Source organism: Candidatus Pelagibacter sp. HIMB1506, from assembly GCF_052047935.1.
Taxonomy (GTDB): Bacteria; Pseudomonadota; Alphaproteobacteria; order Pelagibacterales; family Pelagibacteraceae; genus Pelagibacter.
On sequence record NZ_JBNAIS010000001.1, the window covers coordinates 200,485 to 219,392 of the forward strand.

Consider the following 18,908-nt stretch of genomic DNA (forward strand, 5'->3'; position numbering starts at 1 on the left):
AAAAGTTAAAAAAATTAAAATCTCCCCCAACTTGTTTGGGGGGGATTTTTTTTTATTCTAATTTGTGTAAAGTGACAAAATGAAAAAATTTCTAATTTTCATATTTTTAATTTCTTTAATTAACTCAACTGCATTTGCTCGAAGTACAGGATGTAAAGAAGGAAACTGTGAAAATGGTTTTGGCAAATGGATTTATACCGATAAGACAACTTATGAAGGTGAGTGGGTTGCAACAAAAAAAGAAGGTCAAGGAGTTGAGACATGGCCAAACGGATATATTTACAAAGGTGAATTTAAAAACAGTCAATGGAGCGGAAAAGGAGTTTTAACTTTTCCAGATGGATCTACTTATGACGGTGAATGGTCCAAAGGTTTTATGAATGGACAAGGAACATTTACTTGGGCAGATGGAAAACAAAAATCAGGCACTTGGGTAAACGGAAAGTTAAAAGAGTAATGTCAAAAGAAAATAGTTTAAATAAAACTGAAGACAATTCAAACTCAACAAAGCAATTTATTGGTTTAGTTATTGTTACAGCAATAGTGATAGCTTTTTTTGCTGTTTTAAATGGAATATTTGGAGGGGGAGAAGAGCTTGTAGAAAAAATGAAATTGGAAGAACAAAGAATTGCTGAAGAAAGAAAACTAAGTGAATTAATATCTAAATTACCTTCAGGAATATTAGTATCCTTCGATGGAACTGACCACTATAGATTAACTGATGAGGTATATGAGCAAGTATGTAAAGCTACGAAATTAATTCCACAACGAGCAATTATGGGTGCTAATTTTTTAAATTTTAGAGCACACGAGATTTACACAATCAACGGAAATAAAATTGATGAAACTTTTGTTAAATGGGATCAAGAAAAAGGTAAGTGTTATGCAGGTTTTACAGTAAGTGGAAACAATGTTGGGGTAGATGAAACCATTACTGTTAGTGGAGAAGCTTTGAGTTTTTTAAGTACAGGTATTGATACTAGAGTTTACTATATTAAGAATTTTTAATGATGAAAGGTTACAATAATTAACATTTAAATTTTATTGAATTTCATATAACTTTGAAAAGATTTATGTCTGAGACCGTTATTAAGTGTGAGTCAGTTTATAAAATTTTTGGTGAGAATGCCAAAAAAATGCTTGAAGAGTCCAACGGCAATGTAGATGCAAAGACATTTCAAGAAAACGGTTGCATAGTTGGAGTTAACAACGCTTCGTTTGAAGTTTCAAAAGGAGAAATGCTAGTAGTAATGGGTTTATCTGGGTCAGGTAAATCAACATTACTAAGATGTATTTCAAGATTAACAGATGCAACTGGAGGAAAAATTTTCATAGAAGGTCAAGATCTACTTCAATTAAACAATAAAGAATTAATTGAGCTTAGAAGAAATAAAATGGGAATGGTTTTCCAAAGTTTTGCCTTGTTGCCTCATAAAACAGTTGTAGAAAATATTGCTTTCCCACTTCAGATAAAGGGTATTAAGACTGAAGATAGTATTAGTAGAGCAATGGAAATGGTTAAACTAGTTGGACTTGATGGAAGAGAAAATTATTTTCCAAGAGAGCTTTCAGGAGGTCAACAACAAAGAGTCGGGATCGCTCGGTCTTTAGCAGTAGAACCTGATATTTGGTTTTTAGATGAACCGTTTTCAGCATTAGACCCACTAATAAGAAAAGAAATGCAAGACGAGTTTTTAAGATTGCAAGAAAAATTACAAAAAACAATTATGTTTATTACTCATGATTTTGACGAGGCTTTAAAATTAGCTGATCGAATTGCGATCATGAAAGATGGCATTATAGAACAGTTAGATACACCTGCCAACATTGTTTTAAATCCAGCTACAGAATATGTAAGAAAATTTACCGAAGAAGTTCCAAGAGAAAAAGTTTTAGTCATTGAAGATGTAATGGATAGTTCAAATAAAGATAATTTAGGAGATATAAAAGTTTCAAAAGACGACATTATCGAAAATGTTGCAGAAAAAATTCTTACTCAAGAAAAAATTGTAGGAGTGGTTGACTCTAATAACAATATTATTGGTTCAATAAAACCTTCAACAATTATTGATACAGTTTTTGGAGGAAGAAAAAATAGTAGCTAGACCATGGAATATTTAAAAAAATACCCAAAGTTGTTTCAATGGATATTTTTGTTGGTTGTATTTTTTGCTCTATGTTTTGCAATTGAAGTTCCTGAAACTTATAAATTCATAAGAGGCCAAGCAGAATTTGTAAAAGATCCTAACCAAAGTGTTTATTTTTTTCTAGGTAAAGAAGTCCGATATTATGCTTTCGATGTATTTTGGAGATTACCACCTTTACTTGGGTGGCTACCTATTTGGATAAACGACACTTTATTTTTCTTGATGAACGAGTGGATGCCAATGGAGTTTTGGAATGAAGATACTCAAGAGTTCAAAACAAGACCACTGTTATTAGAGATTAGTAGAAATTTGACGTCTTTTATGACGTTTTTGATTGAGTTGATTAGAGAAATTTTGCTTGGAGGTTTAGAAACTATAGTTGCATTCACGAGCTGGGATTTTATTGATGCTTATCCTTGGTTAGAATTACCAGGTTTACCTTGGACTATCGTTGCAGCCGGAGCAACAATACTTGCATATAAACTGAGTGGTATAGGACTTGCTTTATTTGCAGGGTTAACAATGGTCTATATTTCAATCTTTGGTCAGTGGAAACCATCAATGCAAACACTTTCTTTTATATTAGTGGCTGTTCCTTTGTCATTTGCATTCGGTATCAGTTTAGGTATTGCTGCTTACAAAAGCAAAAGAGTAGAAAATGCTTTGTATCCAATTCTTTTAGTGATGCAAACCATGCCTCAATATGCAGTATTAGTTCCTGCGCTTGTTTTATTTGGTGTTGGTGATCATGCAGCTGTAATAATCACAATGGTAGTAGCAGTTCCTCCAATGATTTTATTAACCATTCTTGGACTACGAGCAGTTCCTCCAGAAGTCATAGAAGCAGGAAGAATGAGTGGTTGCACAAATTGGCAGTTAATGACTAAAGTACTTATTCCAACCGCAAGAAGAGATATCTTAATAGGAGTTAACCAAGTAATTATGGTTTGTTTTTCTATGGCAGTGATCTCTGCGTTTATTGGTGCTAAAGGATTAGGATTTAATCTATTGCTTGCTTTAAACCAACTTAACATCGGGTTAGCTCTTGAAGCAGGTTTATGTATTAGTTTGATTGCAATTCTATTAGATAAAATGTCATTAGCGTGGGCAAATCAACAACAAGATTATTTCGGTAATCTTACTTTCTTCCAAAGAAATAAAAATATTATATTTTTTGGTGGATCAGTAGTTGTTGGAGCTATTCTTGCTTATATCGGAACATTTATTTTTAAAGATACATTTAATTATTTATTTGAAGTTCCACATAACAAAGGATTTTCAACAGCTGATTTTTGGAACAAAGGTGTAGATTGGATTTTTGATACATTTTTTGTTTATATAAAAGCATTTAATACATGGTTAATTACAGAAGTGCTTCAACCAATGAGAGCTCTGTATCTAAGAATGCCAGCTGTTGCTACTTTAGTGTTAGCTGTAGGTGCTGGTTATTTAATTGGAGGAATTAGATCAGCATTAGTTGTTGCTGCTTTAACTTTATTTATAGCATTAAGTCCTTGGTGGGATAGAGCATTGGTTACATTGTACATGGCAACTTTTGGAGTAGTTGTTTCTTGTTTAATAGGCTTCACAGTTGGAACTTTATGTTTTCAAAACAAAAAGTCTGCAGCATTTATGTTAGGGGTTTGTGATATTTTTCAAACTTTCCCATCATTTGTATACCTAATTCCTGTAATGATGCTGTTTGGAATTACAGATACTTCAGTATTAATTGCTGTAATTGTTTACGCTACAATTCCAGCAACCAGATATACTATTGAAGGGTTAAGAAGTGTACCTGCTGGTTTGCATGAAGCAGCAACGATGTCTGGTGTTAATAAATTTCAAAGATTAACTAAGATTGAATTTCCATTAGCTTTCCCACATATGATGCTTGGAATAAATCAAACAATCGTATTTGCTTTATTTATGGTCATTATTGGAGCCTTTATTGGAACAGAAGATCTAGGCCAGTACATTTTAAAGGCATTGTCAGATAAAAATGGAGCTGGAATAGGATTAACTCTAGGTATCTGTGTTGCTTTCATAGGATTGATTTTTGATAATTTAATCAGAACTTGGGTTGAGAAAAGAAAAAAACACTTAGGCATAGCTTAGTCCATTGAAAAAATTTATTATTTCTATTGATCAAGGAACAACATCTTCAAGAGTAATTTTATTTGACATAAAAGGTAATATTGTTTTTGTTTCACAATTTGAATTTAAACAATATTTTCCAAAAAATGGTTGGGTAGAACATAATCCAAATGAGATCTGGTCCACAACACTTAAAGCTTTAAAACAAGTAATAAATAAAGCCAAAAAATTAAAAGGTCACATACTTACAATTGGAATTACAAATCAAAGGGAAACAACAATTCTATGGAATAAAAAAACAGGAAAGCCAATTTATAATGCAATTGTATGGCAAGATAGAAGAACCCAAGATTACTGTAAATTGCTTAAGAAAAAAAATTATGAAAATCTATTTAGAAATAAAACTGGATTATTTATAGATCCATATTTTTCAGCAACAAAAATTAAATGGATTTTAGACAATGTTAAAATTTCCAAAAAACTTCTTAGTTCAAATGATTTATTGTTTGGGACTGTAGATACATTTTTAATTTGGAAATTAACAAAAGGTAAGCAGCATTTAACTGAAGCATCTAATGCAAGCCGAACAATGCTGTATAATATTAATAACAATAAATGGGACAAAGAAATTTTAAAAAAACTAAATATTCCACTTAAGATTTTACCAGAAGTCAAAAACTCAGCAGATAATTTTGGAAAAACAGATAAAAAAATTACAGGGGTCGAAATTTCAATTTCTGCAGTTCTTGGTGATCAGCAGGCTGCAGCATTTGGACAAACTTGTTTTGAAAAAGGATCTATAAAAAGTACATATGGTACTGGTGCATTTGTTATTATGAATACTGGTCCAAAAAAAATTAATTCGAAAAACAAATTACTGACTACTATTTGCTATCGATTAAATAATAAAAATACTTACGCCTTAGAAGGTTCAATTTTTATAGCTGGCGCAGGAGTACAATGGTTAAGAGATAAAGTAAAATTGATCAAAAAAGCACCTGAAACTGAAAAAATTTCAAAATCATCTAAAATTAATGACGGTGTTTTTGTTGTACCAGCTTTTAGCGGAATGGGAGCACCTTATTGGAGACCAGATGCAAGAGGAGTAATCACAGGACTAACAAGAGACAGTGATTGGAAAAGTATAGTAAGAGCAACCGTAGAATCTGTTGGTTATCAAAGTTTTGATTTGTTTGATTCAATGAACAAGGATGGTTTGAAACCAAGAATAGTTAAGGTAGATGGTGGAATGGTTGCAAATAATTGGTTCACACAATTTTTAGCTGACATTATTAATTTAAAAGTAGTTAGACCAAAAATATTAGAGACAACTGCTTTGGGTGTAGCTTTATTAGCTGGACTTCAAATAGGAGAATATAAATCTTTAAATCAAATCAAAAATATGTGGAAAAAAGATCGTGTTTTCTCTCCAAATATTAAAAAAACATTAAGAAACGAACTTTTAGCGGGGTGGAAACTAGCAATTAAAAAAACTTTAGCGTAACTAGTCTTATGAAAAAAGTTTTAATAATAGGAGCGGGCGCAATGGGTGCTGCATTTACTTTTCCCCTTGCTGACAATAATCATAGAGTAACTTTAACCGAGCCTTACAGTAAAAATCTATTAAATAAATTAATAACCAAAAACAAATTTCATCCAGCATTAAAACTTAAATTGTCAAAAAAAGTTTCAATCAAAAAATTTTCATCAGACTTACTTAATGAAAAATGGGAATTAGTTGTTGTTGCAGTAAGTTCTATTGGAATTGAAATGGTTAGACAGCATTTAAAAAATATAAAAAGAAAAGTTTCTATTCTCGTTTTGACCAAAGGTCTTAAATATGATCGAAATAATAAAAAAATTATTACTATGTCTGAGCAACTAAACAAAGGAAATCAAAATTTAAATATTTCAGTTTTAAAAGGACCTTGTTTGGCAAAAGAGTTGGCAAAAAAAATCAAAAGTTACACCGTGATAGCTAACAAGAATATTAATATTGCAAAATATATAGGAAAATTAATCTCAACTAAATATTACAAAACAGAATATTCAACTGATGTAAAAGGTGTTGAATTTTCATCTGCAATTAAAAATATATATTCAATGATCATTGGATCGGGTGAAGGTGAAAATACTGCTTCAGCTTTATTTAGAAAATCATTAGATGAAATGGAATATTTAATAAAATATTTTAGAGGTAAAAAAGAAACAGTTCATGGGTTGGCTGGAGTGGGCGACTTATATGTTAGTGCAGTTGGAGGAAGAAACAGTAAAATGGGTGAATATTTAGGAAAAGGTTTTACTTTTAAAGTTGCAAAAAATAAATTTATGAAAAATGATACAGTTGAGGGCGCAGATCTGGCTAGAGAGATTGCACCCTATATATTGAAAAAAATGAATAAAAATAAAATACCACTTATGCATGCACTATTAAGTGCAATCACAAAAAATAAAAAATTAAAAGTTAACTATTAATTATTTATTTAAAAAAGTCTTCATCGAGTCGTCCATTGCAGTTTCCCATGGAGTATGGTGTATAGGTGCAACAGAACCTGTAACAGGTGATGAAAACGATTTGTTTCTGTAAGTTAAGATGTCTTCTACTTTATGATGTTCCCATTCTTTGAAATGTTTTCTAATTAATTCAAAATCTATTTTTGGATAATCAGACATATCATGAAGTTCTTTCGTGTACTCAGTTTGAAAATCAATCATTTGATCTGGGTTTTCTAATTTTTCCTCCATAGCAACCCATTTATTGATATCTTTATTGATATCATCAGCACTTGGCATTTTAATTTTCCCCATGATCACATCTCTTGCAAACCAAGCTTGGCAATCAAACATATTAAAAGTATGGAATTGGTCTTGCATACCAAGATATAAAAGTTTGTGATTATCTTGCCAAACAACTCCTTTATATAATTTCGGTGGATACAATCTGTTATGTGTTTTTAACTTTATGCTTTCATCTAAAAATGGAAAATGATGCAGGTAACCAGTGCACAAGATTATTGCATCTGCATCTTGTTCTGTACCATCTTTAAAAATTGCTTTTTTTCCTTCCAATCTATCTAGATAATGAACTTCTTTCATACCTTTAGGCCACTTAAATCCCATAGGTACATTTCGATATCCAATAGTTACACTTTTGGCCCCATATTTATTACACTGTAGAGCAACATCCTCAGCTGAATAACTGCTTCCTAAAACAATCACATCTTTTCCTCTAAACTCCTCTGCATCTCTAAAATCATGTGAATGCATTATTCTTCCTGGAAAAGAATTCATTCCCTTGTATTCAGGAATAAATGGAACAGAGAAATGACCAGTAGATACAACCAAATAATCAAATGTATCTTTTAAAATTTCGTCTTTAGCTTTGTCTTGATAAGTAATTTCAAATTTTTCATTGCTGAAAGTTACATTTGTAACTCTTGTGTTTAGTTTTATTTTATTTTTAATTTTACCTTTGCTTACTCTTCCAAGTATATAATCTTGCAAAACTTCTCTTGGCGGAAAAGAAGGAATTGGCTGTCCAAAATGTTCATCAAAAGAATAATCTGCAAACTCTAAACATTCTTTAGGACCATTTGACCATAAATATCTATACATACTATTATGAATTGGGTCTCCGTATTGGTCACTACCTGTTCTCCAATTATAGTTCCACAAACCTCCCCAATCTTCTTGTTTTTCAAAACAAACTATTTCAGGAATTTTTTCACCTTTATTTTCTAAGTGTTCGAATGCTCTTAACATTGATAGACCGCAAGGTCCTGCTCCAATAATTGCAATTTTACTCATTGTGTTTTCTCCAGTTTATAAATATGCTTACCAAATATAAACAAATTAAAAATAAAATTACAATATAATTATTAACTCAAGATGGCTGAGATAAATATTTCTAATATAAATAAATCTTTTGGATCTACGCATGTGATCAAAGATGTGTCTTTGGATATAAAAAGTGAATCTTTCACTGTATTGGTTGGACCAAGCGGATGTGGAAAATCAACAATGTTAAGAATGATTGCTGGCTTAGAGGAGATCAACTCAGGAACAATTTCAATAGATGGACAAGTTGTAAATGACCTTCCTCCTAAAGAAAGAAATATCGCAATGGTTTTTCAATCATATGCTTTGTATCCACACATGACAGTGTTTGATAATATGGCTTTTGGATTAAAGATTGAAAAAAAATCTAAAGAAGAAATTACAGAAAGAGTTATGGAAGCTGCTAAAATTCTTCAAATTGAAGAATACTTAGAGAGAAAACCAAAACAATTATCAGGGGGACAAAGACAAAGAGTTGCAATTGGTAGAGCTATTACAAGAAAACCAAAAGTATTTTTGTTTGACGAACCTTTGTCCAATTTAGATGCAGCTTTAAGAGTTCAGATGAGAGTAGAATTAGCTAAATTGCATGATCAATTAAATGCAACAATGATTTATGTTACACACGATCAAACAGAAGCAATGACACTTGCAGATGATATAGTTGTATTGGACCAGGGTATTGTTTCTCAAAAAGGATCACCTTTAAAATTATATAATGAGCCAGAAAATTTATTTGTAGGTGGATTTATTGGTTCACCAAAGATGAACTTTATTAATTCTAAAGTTCTAAGTTCTAATAATTCTGGAACAGAAGTTGAAATTTCAGGACAAGGGAAAATTATTGTTCCAAAAATTTCAGATAAAGTTTCACCTGGTGATAGTGTTAAAATTGGTATCAGACCTGAGCATATCTTAATCAATGGAGGCGAAAATTGCTGGGAAAGCAAAGTATTCGTAATTGAAAAATTAGGTTCATCTACTTTTTTGTATCTTGAAAAAGAGGGAGAACCTCTAGTAGTTCAAACTGATGGAGCCAGCAAAGTTAACGTAGGCGACAATCTTAGCTTAAGTTTCGATCTAAACAAATGTCATTTATTTGATAGCAATAATTTAGCCTTTAAATAAAGGTTTTTTTCATTTCTTGTTGAAACTTACTCAAACGAGATATGACACTATTGCATAAGAAATTTCTTTTTAAAAATAATAAGGTTTAATTAAAATAATAATAAGGAGATAACAATGTTTAAAAAAACATTAATAGTATTATCTGCTTTAGCATTTTTTATTAATAATGTTGCTTTTGCAGATATCAAGTTTTGGACAACTGAAACTCAACCAGCAAGAATGGCTAAGCAAGAAGATATGGCTAAAGCTTTCGAAGCAAAAACTGGTATTGCAGTTGAAGTTATTCCAATCGATGAGAAAGAATTAGGTAAAAGAGCAACAGCTGCAGCTGCAGCAGGTGATTTACCTGATGTAATTTATCATACACTTCAATATGTATTGCCATGGGCTGAAGCAGGAATTTTAGATGTTGATGCTAACAATGATGTAGTTAAAGAATTAGGTAAGAAAACTTTTGCACCTGGAGCATTAAAAATGGCTAAGCAAGGATCAAAAATTGCTGCTGTTCCAGTTGATGGTTGGACTCAAATGATCGTTTATAGAAAAGATCTTTTTGAGAAAGCGGGTTTAGAGCCACCAACTAGTTATGCAAATATCACCAAAGCAATAGAGGTTTTATCTTCAAGTGATATGTTTGGATTTGTTGCTGCTACAAAAACAGACGAAAACTTCATGAGTCAGGTTTTAGAACATGTATTATTGGCTAATGGAGTTAACGTAGTTAAAAAAGGTGGTATTAAAAAACAAGGAAACAAACTTAAAAAAGCTTTAGAGTTTTATAAAACAATTTCAAAAGCTAGTCCAGAAGGTGAATTATACTGGAAGCAATCTAGAGAACTTTATTTTGCAGGTAAAACTCCAATGATTATCTGGTCTCCATTTATTATGGATGAGTTAGCAGGGTTAAGAGATTCTGCTCCTCCAACAATAAATGACGATCCAACTTCAAGTGAGTTAGCATCAAAAACTGGTTTCATTACAAACTTTAGTGGACCGAACAATAAAAAAGGTGCTGCTTGGGCAGATGTAAGATACTTTGGTATAACAGCTGATGCAGATACGGATGAAGCTAAACAGTTTATTCTTTATTCTATGGATGAAGGATATACTTCAACTTTAGCAATTGCTCCTGAAGGAAAATTTCCTGTAAGAAGAGGTAATGCAAGTGATCCAGCTGCGTATACTAAAGCTTGGTCAAAACTTCCAGTTGGAGTAGATAGAAAAGCTCCATTAACTGATCTTTATTCAGCAGATGTTATCGATAACATTGTAGCTGGTTTAGATACTGCTAATAGATGGGGAGTTAAAGAAGGTGAACTTTCTAGAGCTTCTAAAGTTATCAATTCTCAATTCATTAATAGAATAACAAGATTATATATTGATGATCAAATTGATGTTGATGAAGCAGTTGATATGATCAATACTGCATTAGCACAGTTCAATTAATTTTAATTTTTTAAAAAAGCGGATAATATTAATTATCCGCTTTTTTTATGAGTAATTCACTTTCAAAAATAGAAAAAAGAACTGCTTATGCCTTAACTTTGCCAGCAGTTTTAATAGTATTTGCAATAGTATTATTTCCAATATTTTCAAACGTTTGGATTAGTTTTAAGGAAGTTCAATTAAAAGATATAAGAATTCCAGAGCCACGAGCTAAAAAAATAGTTAAATCTATTAAAAACGAAGATTCAAAAATAAAGATTATATATAAATTAAGAAATAGTTCCTTAATTCAAGATATTAGAAATGTTAAATTTCAAGATAAATTCCCAAGTAATGTTAAACCGATTGATTTAGATGAGAGATGTAAGTTCACTTCAAATAAAGTTCAGTGTGATTTTGGTAATTGGTCAAAAAAATACAGAGAGCAATTTATAATTTTTTTTGAGACAAAAAATGGTGAAAAAATTGATAAAAAACAATTTAAATTAAATAAACCTAATTTAAAGGGAAAAGCAGATAACATACTTTTGACAAGTGATTTTACTTTGTCAAATTTTAAAAAAGTAATCACAAACTATGAATTTAAAGATTTATTATTAACAACATTTTATTATACTTTTTTTGGAACTGTGGGTGCGATTGTTTTTGGAATTTTGTCAGCACAAATGGTAAATCAAAAGTTTAGAGGTCGAAGCTTTGTAAGAAGTACGTTATTGTTTCCTTATGTGGCTCCAGTTGTGGCCTTAGCTTTTACATGGGAACTTCTATTAGATCCTAATAGTGGTACTTTAAATAATCTATTACTGAATTATAGTATAATAGATAAGCCAATAAATTTATTAGGTCAAAAGTATGTATCAATTTTTATTTTTGGTTTTGAATTTAAATTAAGATTAGCGCTTACAACTGTTATTATCTTTGAAATCTGGAGATATTTTCCTTTAGCTTTTCTTTTTATATTAGCAAGACTTCAAGCAGTTCCTAAAGAACTTTATGAGGCAGCAGATATTGATGGTGCTGGGCCTTACACTAAATTTATGAATATAACATTGCCACAGATTACTGCAGTGATTTCAATTTTGTTTATGATTAGGTTTATTTGGAATTTTAATAAGTTCGAAGATATTTTTCTTTTAACAGGAGGTGCGTCAGGAACAAGAACACTTCCAATTAATGTCTATGAACAGGGATTTTCAATAGGAAATATTGGAATGGGATCTGCTGTATCAATGGTGATTGTATTATTACTTTTATTTTTTATGTTAATTTATTTTAAGCTTATAGGAAAAAGAGCCAATGAGAATTAAATCAATTATCACATTTAGTCTAATTTCCTCATTTTTTTTATTTTCACTGATTTCTATTTGGAAAATTTTATCCACATTACAAGGAATTGAGCTTCAAACTTTAAATTTTAATTTTTATTTTTTAAGTGGAATTATAATTTCTATTATTTCAATTTTCTTAAGTGAAAAATTTAACAAATTATCTAAAGTAATTTTATTAGCATCTGTGTTTGTTTTAGTTGATTATTTTATTAATAGTTCTTTACCTGTTTGGCATTATATAGGTACATTTCTTATACTATTATTTTTTGTTAATAAGCTATCTAATTATAATAAAAAACATTTTAATTATGATTTTTCTGCACAAATTATATTTTTTGATTTTTTAACCTTATTTGGAATAATCTTTTTTTCTTTTGTAATTTTATTCCCTTTTTACTTGATGCTAGTAACAAGCTTCAAGACCCAAGCCCTTTTATTAATTAATCCTTTAGATTTCAGTGTTGATTTAACACAAGATATAAAAACCTTATTCAAATCCTATATTGTGGTTTTTACAGAATATAATTTTGGCAGGTACATGCTTAATAGTTCAATTGTTTCAGTAGGCACGGTTATAATTACTTTATTACTTGGGATCCCAGCAGCTTATGCAGTAGCAAGATTAAACTTTTTTGGAAAACATTTTTTATCTACTTCTATTTTAATTATATATATGTTTCCAGCTATTGTCCTCGTCATACCTCTTTACACAGTTTTTAGTCAATTAGGTCTAAGAAATTCTGTATTTGGATTATTAATTATTTATACAGCCACAACACTGCCAGTTGCAATTTATATGCTCCAAGGATATTTCAAAAGTATACCAAAAGAACTTGAAGAAGCGGGTATAATGGATGGACAAAATTGGTTTGGAATAATTGTTAAAATCATTTTACCTTTAAGTTTACCAGCAATTGCCTCTGTAGCATTATATGTATTTATGATTGCCTGGAATGAGTTTTTATTTTCACTAATGTTTTTAGATAGCCCTAGCTCATTTACATTATCAAGAGCAATACAGTTCTTAAACGTAGGAGCTGAAACACCAAGACAATATTTAATGGCTGGTTCAGTAGTTGTAACTTTACCAATTTTATTTATTTTTGTTTATTTTGAAAAATATTTAGTTAGTGGATTAACATCAGGGAGCGTTAAGGGTTAATGAGTTTGTTAAAAAGAGAAGCTGAGAATATTTTATTAAATAATAGGCGTGAGGGATACACTCTGCCTACAAACAATAAGTTGTACCCAGCTCAATGGAATTGGGACTCAGCATATATAGCCCTCGGTTATTCTTATTTTAATAAAGAATACGCAATAGTTGAGTTAGAAAAGTTGTTCGAAGGACAATGGTCAGACGGTATGGTTCCTCATATTTTGTTTCATCAAAAGGATGAAAATTATTTTCCCAATCATAATACTTGGCAGTGTGGCGATAAAATTCCATCATCTGGAATAACTCAACCACCTATAGTCTCAAGTATTTTAAAATTAATGTTAGATAAGAATGAATTTAGTTCGAGTGAAATGAAAAGAATTTTGAACTTAATAAAAAAAACAAAAAAATATTTAGAATGGTTTTATAAATATAGAGACCCAAATGATACTGGTTTAGTATCAATATTACATCCTTGGGAAAGTGGCACAGATAATTCGCCTTTATGGGATTTTCCTTTAAGTAAAATTTTAATTGAAGAAAATTTGGAATATAAAAGAAGAGATTTGGATGTCTCAAGTAGTGATGTACGACCACTTAAAAGAGATTACGATTGTTATATTACTCTTTTAAATCAGTTCAGAAATGAAAAATATAATCCTGAAAAGCTCTATGATATTTCAATGTTTAATGTTGCTGATATAGGTTTTAATTCTTTGTTTTTGAAAGCTTGCAAAGATCTAGTCTATATTGCAACAAAAAATAATATTGACTGTGCTTCAATTGAAAAAAAAATAACAAAAACTGAAAATAAATTGATTAGTTTATATAATCAAAATGATAATTCATTTTATTCATTCGATGTTTTAAATAAGCAATCTTTAGAAATCCCTTCTATTACAAATTATTTTATTTTGTTTGCAGATATTCAAAATAAAGAAATTAATAATTCGATAATTCAAAGTTTAAAAAAGTATAATTCGAATGAAAAATATTTCTTTTCGTCAATAAAGCCTGATAGCAAATATTTTGAGGAGATAAGATATTGGAGAGGACCTGTTTGGATTAATTGTAATTGGATCTTATATAAAGGATTATTGGAAAAAGACCCTAATTTTGCTAATAAAATAAAATCACATACATTAGATTTAATGCATGAAAAGGATTTTCATGAATACTACAGTTGTAAATCAGGAACTCCTTATGGTGCTAATAATTTTTCTTGGTCAGCAGCTTTATATTTGGATTTAATAAATTAAAAGTCTAGTGGAATGGAATTCTCTTCCACAAGTTTTTTGAAAAAATAATATGACTTTTTAGGAGTTCTTTTTAAAGTCTTAAAATCAACGTGCACTATTCCAAATCTCTTTTCAAATCCTAATGCCCATTCAAAATTATCCATGAATGTCCATGCAAAATAGCTTTTAACTTTAGCTCCATCATCAATAGATTTTTTTACAGCATTTAAATATTTTTTAAAATAATCAATACGATCGGTGTCGTTTATTTCTCCATTTTTTTCAATTAAATCTGGATATGCAGCACCATTTTCAGTTAAATAAATATCTGGATTTCCATAATTATTTTTTAAATCCATAATTTGATCATAATAAGCATCTGGAACAATTTCCCATCCCATAAGAGTTAACTTTGTATCTTTATCTTCAAGACCAAAAGGTAATTCATCATTAACTGCTCCTCTTGCTTTAAGTAAATTATTGTTGTCAGCTTTAATTCTATAATGTTGATAATGGTTTAATCCTATAAAATCATTTTTTTGAAAAATAGTTTTCATGTCATCTTGTTGAATATGTTTTGAGACATTATCAATTAATAATTCTGGATACTTTCCAAGATACATAGGGTCAGCAAATGATCTATTCCAATAAGTATCAAATAATTTAGTAGCATGAAGATCTTCACTTGATTTTGTAGCAGGAATACAGGGTGCCATATTAAATGAACAACCAATTTTAATATTATTGTTTAAAGCTTTCATTGCTTGAAAAGCTGTACCATGTGCAAGATTAACATTATGTATTGATGCAAAATATTTCTCTAAATCTTTGTATCCTGGAGCCATATAACCATCTACATATCCATAAATTGTAAAAACAGCTGGTTCATTAAATGTGATAAAATGATTACATCTGTCTCCAAAATTTTTAACAATAGACTCTGAATAATCTGCAAATATATTTGTCATATCTCTATTTGCCCAACCTCCTTTATCTTGTAGAGATTGAGGAAGATCCCAGTGATATAAAGTTATGAAAGGTTCAATATTTTTTTCTAAACATTTGTCAATTAATCTTGAATAAAAATCTATCCCTTTTGGATTTATTTTACCTTTTCCTTCTGGAATAATCCTAGTCCACGCTAAAGAAAATCTATAGGAATTTAGATTTATATTAGCCATCAACTCAATATCTTCTTCGTATCTATGATAATGATCTACAGCTGTATCCCCGTTTTCATTATTTTTTACTTTTCCAGGTGTATGTGTAAAAGTATCCCAAATACTTTTACTCTTTCCATCTTTATCAATAGCACCCTCTATTTGGTAACTTGCAGTTGCAGTCCCCCAAAAAAAACCATTAGGAAAGTTATTTTTCATGTCAATTAAATTTTGGTATCCAATTTTTATGAGCTATTAACAACTCATCTACCATAGAACTTATTTGATCTAAACTTAATAAAGAGGAAGTAAGTGGATCCAACATAGCTGCATGATAAATAGCATCTTTCTTTTTAGTTCTTAAAGCTTCAACAGTTAACTGTTGTACATTTATATTAGTTTTCATTAGGTTTGCTAAATGCATTGGTAAATCCCCAACTTTTTGTGGGTTAATTCCTTCATTATTTATTTTACATGGTACTTCAACACAACAATCATCTGGTAAATTAGAAATCAACTTGTTATTCAAAACATTACCATTAATTGTGTCTTCTTTTCCGTCAACAATTGATACAATAATCCGTGAAGCATACTCTAAAGATTTCTCACAAACAAATTTTTCTCCATCTAATAAATTTTGCTCTTGTTGATCCCACTCTTTAATTTGTTTTTTGCACCTTCTAATATATTCATTAATTGGAATATTGAATTCACTCAATAAATCCTCTCTGTTATTTTTGATAAACCAAGGAGTATATTCTGCAAAGTGTTCGGATGATTCTGTAACAAAATATCCAAATTTTTCTAAAACTTTATATCTAACTTCATTCGTGCATCCGTCCCAATTGGTTCCAAATGTTTTTTCTTTTCCAGCTTTAAAAATTTTAGGATAAAGATTTTCTTTTTTTCCATCAGAATTAATTTTTTCAAACTTAGTATAAAAAGACATATGATTGATACCTGAACATTCATAACTAATATTTTTAATATCCTCACCAATATCTTTTGCTAAATCTTCAGCAGTTCCTTGCACAGAATGACAAAGCCCAACATATTTAAGCTCAGGGGCAAATTTAGACAATGCTAAACAATTAATTGCCATAGGATTAACATACTGCAACATAGTTGCGCCCGGACAAACTTCATTCATATCTTTTGCAACGGACAACAGGGCAGGAACTGTTCTCAATCCTCTCATAATTCCACCTATTCCTAAAGTGTCACCAATAGTTTGTTTTAGTCCATACTTTGCTGGTATTTCAAAATCAATAACTGTAGAAGGCTCATAACCTCCTATTTGAAACATTAATATTACGAAGTCAGCTCCACTGAGTGCTTTTTTTTGATTTTTTTCAATTATAATTTTTGGATTTACACCTATTGATTTTGCAACTTTTTCTGCGACTAAATTTGAGGTTTTTAATCGTCTTTCATCAATATCTTGCAAAACTATTTCACAGTTACTGAATTTTTTTTCAAGCAAAATATCTGTAAGTATATTTTTCATAAACACAGTACTTCCAGCTCCAATAAATGTAACTTTAATCATACTAACCTTTAGTTGCCCCAAGAGTTAATCCAGCAATAAAATGTTTTTGCATTAAGAAAAACATAACAACGGGAGGTATAGCAGCAACAATGGATCCAGTTGATAACAAGTGATAAGCTGTAATCCATTGACCATTCAATGATTTTAATCCAGCAGTAATAGGCATTGCATGATCACCTTGTATTAAGACAGTTGCCCAAAAATAATCGTTCCAAATAAATGTAAAAATTAATACACAAAGTGCTGCTATAGCTGGTCTAGTTAAAGGTAATATTATTTTCCAAAATATTTTAAATTCAGATGCTCCATCCATTCTTGCGGCTTCAATAAGCTCTTGAGGTAGAGCTTTAATAAAATTTCTCATAAAAAGTGTACAAAACCCTGTTTGAAAAGCTACATGAAATAACACCAATCCTGTAATAGTGTTGTAGAGACCAATTTTAAAAGTCAGGTCTCTAACTGGTATCATTAAAATTTGAAATGGAACAAAGTTTCCAGCTATGAAAATAAAAAATATTGTTAAATTTGTCTTAAATTTATAGTTAGCAAGTGCAAAGCCAGTCATACAACTTAAAGCAACTGCTCCTAACATTGTTGGTATAGTTACTTTAAAACTATTTAGAGTATATTTAACCATTGGAGTATTAGTGAAAACATCGTGTAAATTTGAAAAAAGTAAAAATTCACTCGGAGTTCCCCACATGTTTCCAGCTGTAATATCTCCCAGGCCTCTGATAGATGTCATTAAAATACCAAATATTGGTATCAGCCAAATAATTAATGAGATAGGTAAAAATATTTTATAAATATATTGATTTACAACTGGTCTTTGATGAATAGGAGTAGGGAACATTTAGTTATTATCCTCTCTCTCATTTCGATACATTCTGTATATGAAAAACAAAATATAAAACATCATTATCGTAAATAAAACAGTTGCTATTGCTGACCCGTATCCCATTCTGTAACCATATTCACTTAAAGCTTGCTCAAACATGTAGTACGCCAAGACATTTGAATATCCATAAGGACCTCCTTGAGTCATTATTGCTACCATATCGAAACTTCTTAGTGCACCAATTACAGTAACTACAATTGCTAGAAAAGTTGCAGGTCTAAGCTGTGGGAGTACTATGTTCCAAAATAAATGAAACCCTTTAGCACCATCCATTCTTCCAGCTTCGATTTGTTCAGGGTTAATATTATTAAGTCCTGTTAAATATAAAATTAAACAATAAGCAATTTGCGGATATAGACCTGCAAATATTATCCCATAAGTAGCAGTATCTTCATTTGCAAGAATTGAAAATCCCTCTAACCCAATGAAATTTAGAAATGGTGCAATGACCCCATAGTTTGGTTGGTAAAACCAGGTAAAAATTAGACCAATAACCACTTGAGATATAACAAATGGAAAAAAAAATAGAGATTTTACTAACCTAATTCCAAAAACAACTTGATTTAAAAATATTGCTAATCCAAGACCAATAGGAACAGCTAGCATGAAAAATACTAACCACTTAACATTATTCCAAAGTGAAATATAAAAATATTCATCATCTAGTAGTTCAATATAATTTTGAAGACCAACATATATCGAAGGGGACAAGCCATCCCATTGATAAAAAGATATACCAATAGATACAAATATTGGAGCTATTACATAAATGAAAAAAAATATCAAACCTGGAGCTAAAAAAATCCATGGGCTTACTTTAATTTGATTTTTTTGCCACCAAGTAATTCTTTTTGCTTTTGAATTATTTAGTTCCATTTAATTCTATTTTAAAAATTGATGAAATCGATTTACACTTAGGGGCCAATA

Annotated in this window: 16 protein-coding genes; 11 read left to right on the forward strand and 5 right to left on the reverse strand. The window is 30.3% G+C overall.

All coding sequences use genetic code 11. The features are described 5' to 3' along the window. Positions 1–79: 79 nt before the first annotated feature. From ACTTA8_RS01025 to ACTTA8_RS01050, 6 genes are all read left to right on the forward strand, one after another. Positions 80–457 carry an MORN repeat-containing protein gene (locus tag ACTTA8_RS01025; RefSeq protein WP_440614092.1) on the forward strand — a complete coding sequence of 126 codons (378 nt, stop codon included), beginning with the start codon at positions 80–82 and terminating at the stop codon, positions 455–457. Next, on the forward strand, positions 457–1,008 hold the full coding sequence (locus tag ACTTA8_RS01030) for a hypothetical protein (RefSeq protein ID WP_440614093.1): 552 nt from the start codon (positions 457–459) through the stop codon (positions 1,006–1,008). The genes ACTTA8_RS01025 and ACTTA8_RS01030 overlap by 1 nt, the downstream gene beginning before the upstream one ends. Positions 1,009–1,073: 65 nt before the next feature. Continuing rightward, positions 1,074–2,105 (forward strand): quaternary amine ABC transporter ATP-binding protein, encoded by a 1,032-nt coding sequence (locus ACTTA8_RS01035; RefSeq protein WP_440614094.1) that lies wholly within the window; start codon positions 1,074–1,076, stop codon positions 2,103–2,105. A 3-nt stretch (positions 2,106–2,108) separates the two neighbouring features. Continuing rightward, positions 2,109–4,262: an ABC transporter permease gene (locus tag ACTTA8_RS01040; protein WP_440652235.1), complete on the forward strand. Its 2,154-nt coding sequence runs from the start codon at positions 2,109–2,111 to the stop codon at positions 4,260–4,262. Between the two features lie 4 nt (positions 4,263–4,266). Further along, positions 4,267–5,745 (forward strand): glycerol kinase GlpK, encoded by a 1,479-nt coding sequence (glpK, locus tag ACTTA8_RS01045; protein ID WP_440614096.1) that lies wholly within the window; start codon positions 4,267–4,269, stop codon positions 5,743–5,745. An 8-nt stretch (positions 5,746–5,753) separates the two neighbouring features. Further along, entirely contained in the window at positions 5,754–6,716 is a 963-nt protein-coding gene (locus tag ACTTA8_RS01050; RefSeq protein ID WP_440653868.1) for a 2-dehydropantoate 2-reductase N-terminal domain-containing protein, read from the forward strand. Here the strand turns inward: ACTTA8_RS01050 and ACTTA8_RS01055 are convergent, their stop codons facing one another. After that, positions 6,717–8,048: an NAD(P)-binding domain-containing protein gene (locus tag ACTTA8_RS01055; protein ID WP_440614098.1), complete on the reverse strand. Its 1,332-nt coding sequence runs from the start codon at positions 8,046–8,048 to the stop codon at positions 6,717–6,719. It abuts the gene before it with no gap. An 81-nt stretch (positions 8,049–8,129) separates the two neighbouring features. Here ACTTA8_RS01055 and ACTTA8_RS01060 point away from each other — a divergent pair, with 81 nt between their 5' ends. The 5 genes from ACTTA8_RS01060 (at position 8,130) to ACTTA8_RS01080 (ending at position 14,395) form a co-directional block, all read left to right on the forward strand. Continuing rightward, entirely contained in the window at positions 8,130–9,206 is a 1,077-nt protein-coding gene (locus tag ACTTA8_RS01060; protein ID WP_440614099.1) for an ABC transporter ATP-binding protein, read from the forward strand. Between the two features lie 114 nt (positions 9,207–9,320). Then, a complete protein-coding gene (locus ACTTA8_RS01065) occupies positions 9,321–10,652 on the forward strand; it encodes an ABC transporter substrate-binding protein (protein WP_440653869.1) in 1,332 nt (443 codons plus the stop codon). 47 nt (positions 10,653–10,699) lie between these two features. Further along, on the forward strand, positions 10,700–11,959 hold the full coding sequence (locus ACTTA8_RS01070; protein ID WP_440614101.1) for a carbohydrate ABC transporter permease: 1,260 nt from the start codon (positions 10,700–10,702) through the stop codon (positions 11,957–11,959). Beyond that, entirely contained in the window at positions 11,949–13,142 is a 1,194-nt protein-coding gene (locus ACTTA8_RS01075; RefSeq protein WP_440614102.1) for a carbohydrate ABC transporter permease, read from the forward strand. The genes ACTTA8_RS01070 and ACTTA8_RS01075 overlap by 11 nt, the downstream gene beginning before the upstream one ends. After that, positions 13,142–14,395 (forward strand): MGH1-like glycoside hydrolase domain-containing protein, encoded by a 1,254-nt coding sequence (locus ACTTA8_RS01080; RefSeq protein WP_440614103.1) that lies wholly within the window; start codon positions 13,142–13,144, stop codon positions 14,393–14,395. Before ACTTA8_RS01075 ends, ACTTA8_RS01080 begins: the two co-directional genes overlap by 1 nt. Here the strand turns inward: ACTTA8_RS01080 and ACTTA8_RS01085 are convergent. From ACTTA8_RS01085 to ACTTA8_RS01100, 4 genes are read right to left on the reverse strand one after another with little or no spacing between them, the layout of a single operon-like run. Beyond that, positions 14,392–15,753 carry a GH1 family beta-glucosidase gene (locus tag ACTTA8_RS01085; protein ID WP_440614104.1) on the reverse strand — a complete coding sequence of 454 codons (1,362 nt, stop codon included), beginning with the start codon at positions 15,751–15,753 and terminating at the stop codon, positions 14,392–14,394. The two genes, ACTTA8_RS01080 and ACTTA8_RS01085, sit on opposite strands and share 4 nt — an antisense overlap. Position 15,754: 1 nt before the next feature. Beyond that, positions 15,755–17,083 (reverse strand): alpha-glucosidase/alpha-galactosidase, encoded by a 1,329-nt coding sequence (locus ACTTA8_RS01090; RefSeq protein WP_440614105.1) that lies wholly within the window; start codon positions 17,081–17,083, stop codon positions 15,755–15,757. A 1-nt stretch (position 17,084) separates the two neighbouring features. Further along, a complete protein-coding gene (locus ACTTA8_RS01095) occupies positions 17,085–17,936 on the reverse strand; it encodes a carbohydrate ABC transporter permease (protein WP_440647539.1) in 852 nt (283 codons plus the stop codon). Further along, positions 17,937–18,857, reverse strand: coding sequence for a carbohydrate ABC transporter permease (locus tag ACTTA8_RS01100; protein WP_440614107.1), 921 nt, complete (start codon positions 18,855–18,857; stop codon positions 17,937–17,939). It lies immediately after the preceding gene. Between the last annotated feature and the right edge of the window lie 51 nt (positions 18,858–18,908).

Coding starts and splice junctions, on each gene's coding strand:
- ACTTA8_RS01030 (WP_440614093.1), top strand. CDS start 457: ATGTCAAAAGAAAATAGTTTAAATAAAACTGAAGACAATTCAAACTCA.
- ACTTA8_RS01055 (WP_440614098.1), bottom strand. CDS start 8,048: ATGAGTAAAATTGCAATTATTGGAGCAGGACCTTGCGGTCTATCAATG.
- ACTTA8_RS01040 (WP_440652235.1), top strand. CDS start 2,109: ATGGAATATTTAAAAAAATACCCAAAGTTGTTTCAATGGATATTTTTG.
- ACTTA8_RS01035 (WP_440614094.1), top strand. CDS start 1,074: ATGTCTGAGACCGTTATTAAGTGTGAGTCAGTTTATAAAATTTTTGGT.
- ACTTA8_RS01075 (WP_440614102.1), top strand. CDS start 11,949: ATGAGAATTAAATCAATTATCACATTTAGTCTAATTTCCTCATTTTTT.
- ACTTA8_RS01090 (WP_440614105.1), bottom strand. CDS start 17,083: ATGATTAAAGTTACATTTATTGGAGCTGGAAGTACTGTGTTTATGAAA.
- ACTTA8_RS01095 (WP_440647539.1), bottom strand. CDS start 17,936: ATGTTCCCTACTCCTATTCATCAAAGACCAGTTGTAAATCAATATATT.
- ACTTA8_RS01025 (WP_440614092.1), top strand. CDS start 80: ATGAAAAAATTTCTAATTTTCATATTTTTAATTTCTTTAATTAACTCA.
- ACTTA8_RS01060 (WP_440614099.1), top strand. CDS start 8,130: ATGGCTGAGATAAATATTTCTAATATAAATAAATCTTTTGGATCTACG.
- ACTTA8_RS01070 (WP_440614101.1), top strand. CDS start 10,700: ATGAGTAATTCACTTTCAAAAATAGAAAAAAGAACTGCTTATGCCTTA.
- ACTTA8_RS01085 (WP_440614104.1), bottom strand. CDS start 15,753: ATGAAAAATAACTTTCCTAATGGTTTTTTTTGGGGGACTGCAACTGCA.
- ACTTA8_RS01080 (WP_440614103.1), top strand. CDS start 13,142: ATGAGTTTGTTAAAAAGAGAAGCTGAGAATATTTTATTAAATAATAGG.
- ACTTA8_RS01065 (WP_440653869.1), top strand. CDS start 9,321: ATGTTTAAAAAAACATTAATAGTATTATCTGCTTTAGCATTTTTTATT.
- ACTTA8_RS01100 (WP_440614107.1), bottom strand. CDS start 18,857: ATGGAACTAAATAATTCAAAAGCAAAAAGAATTACTTGGTGGCAAAAA.
- ACTTA8_RS01050 (WP_440653868.1), top strand. CDS start 5,754: ATGAAAAAAGTTTTAATAATAGGAGCGGGCGCAATGGGTGCTGCATTT.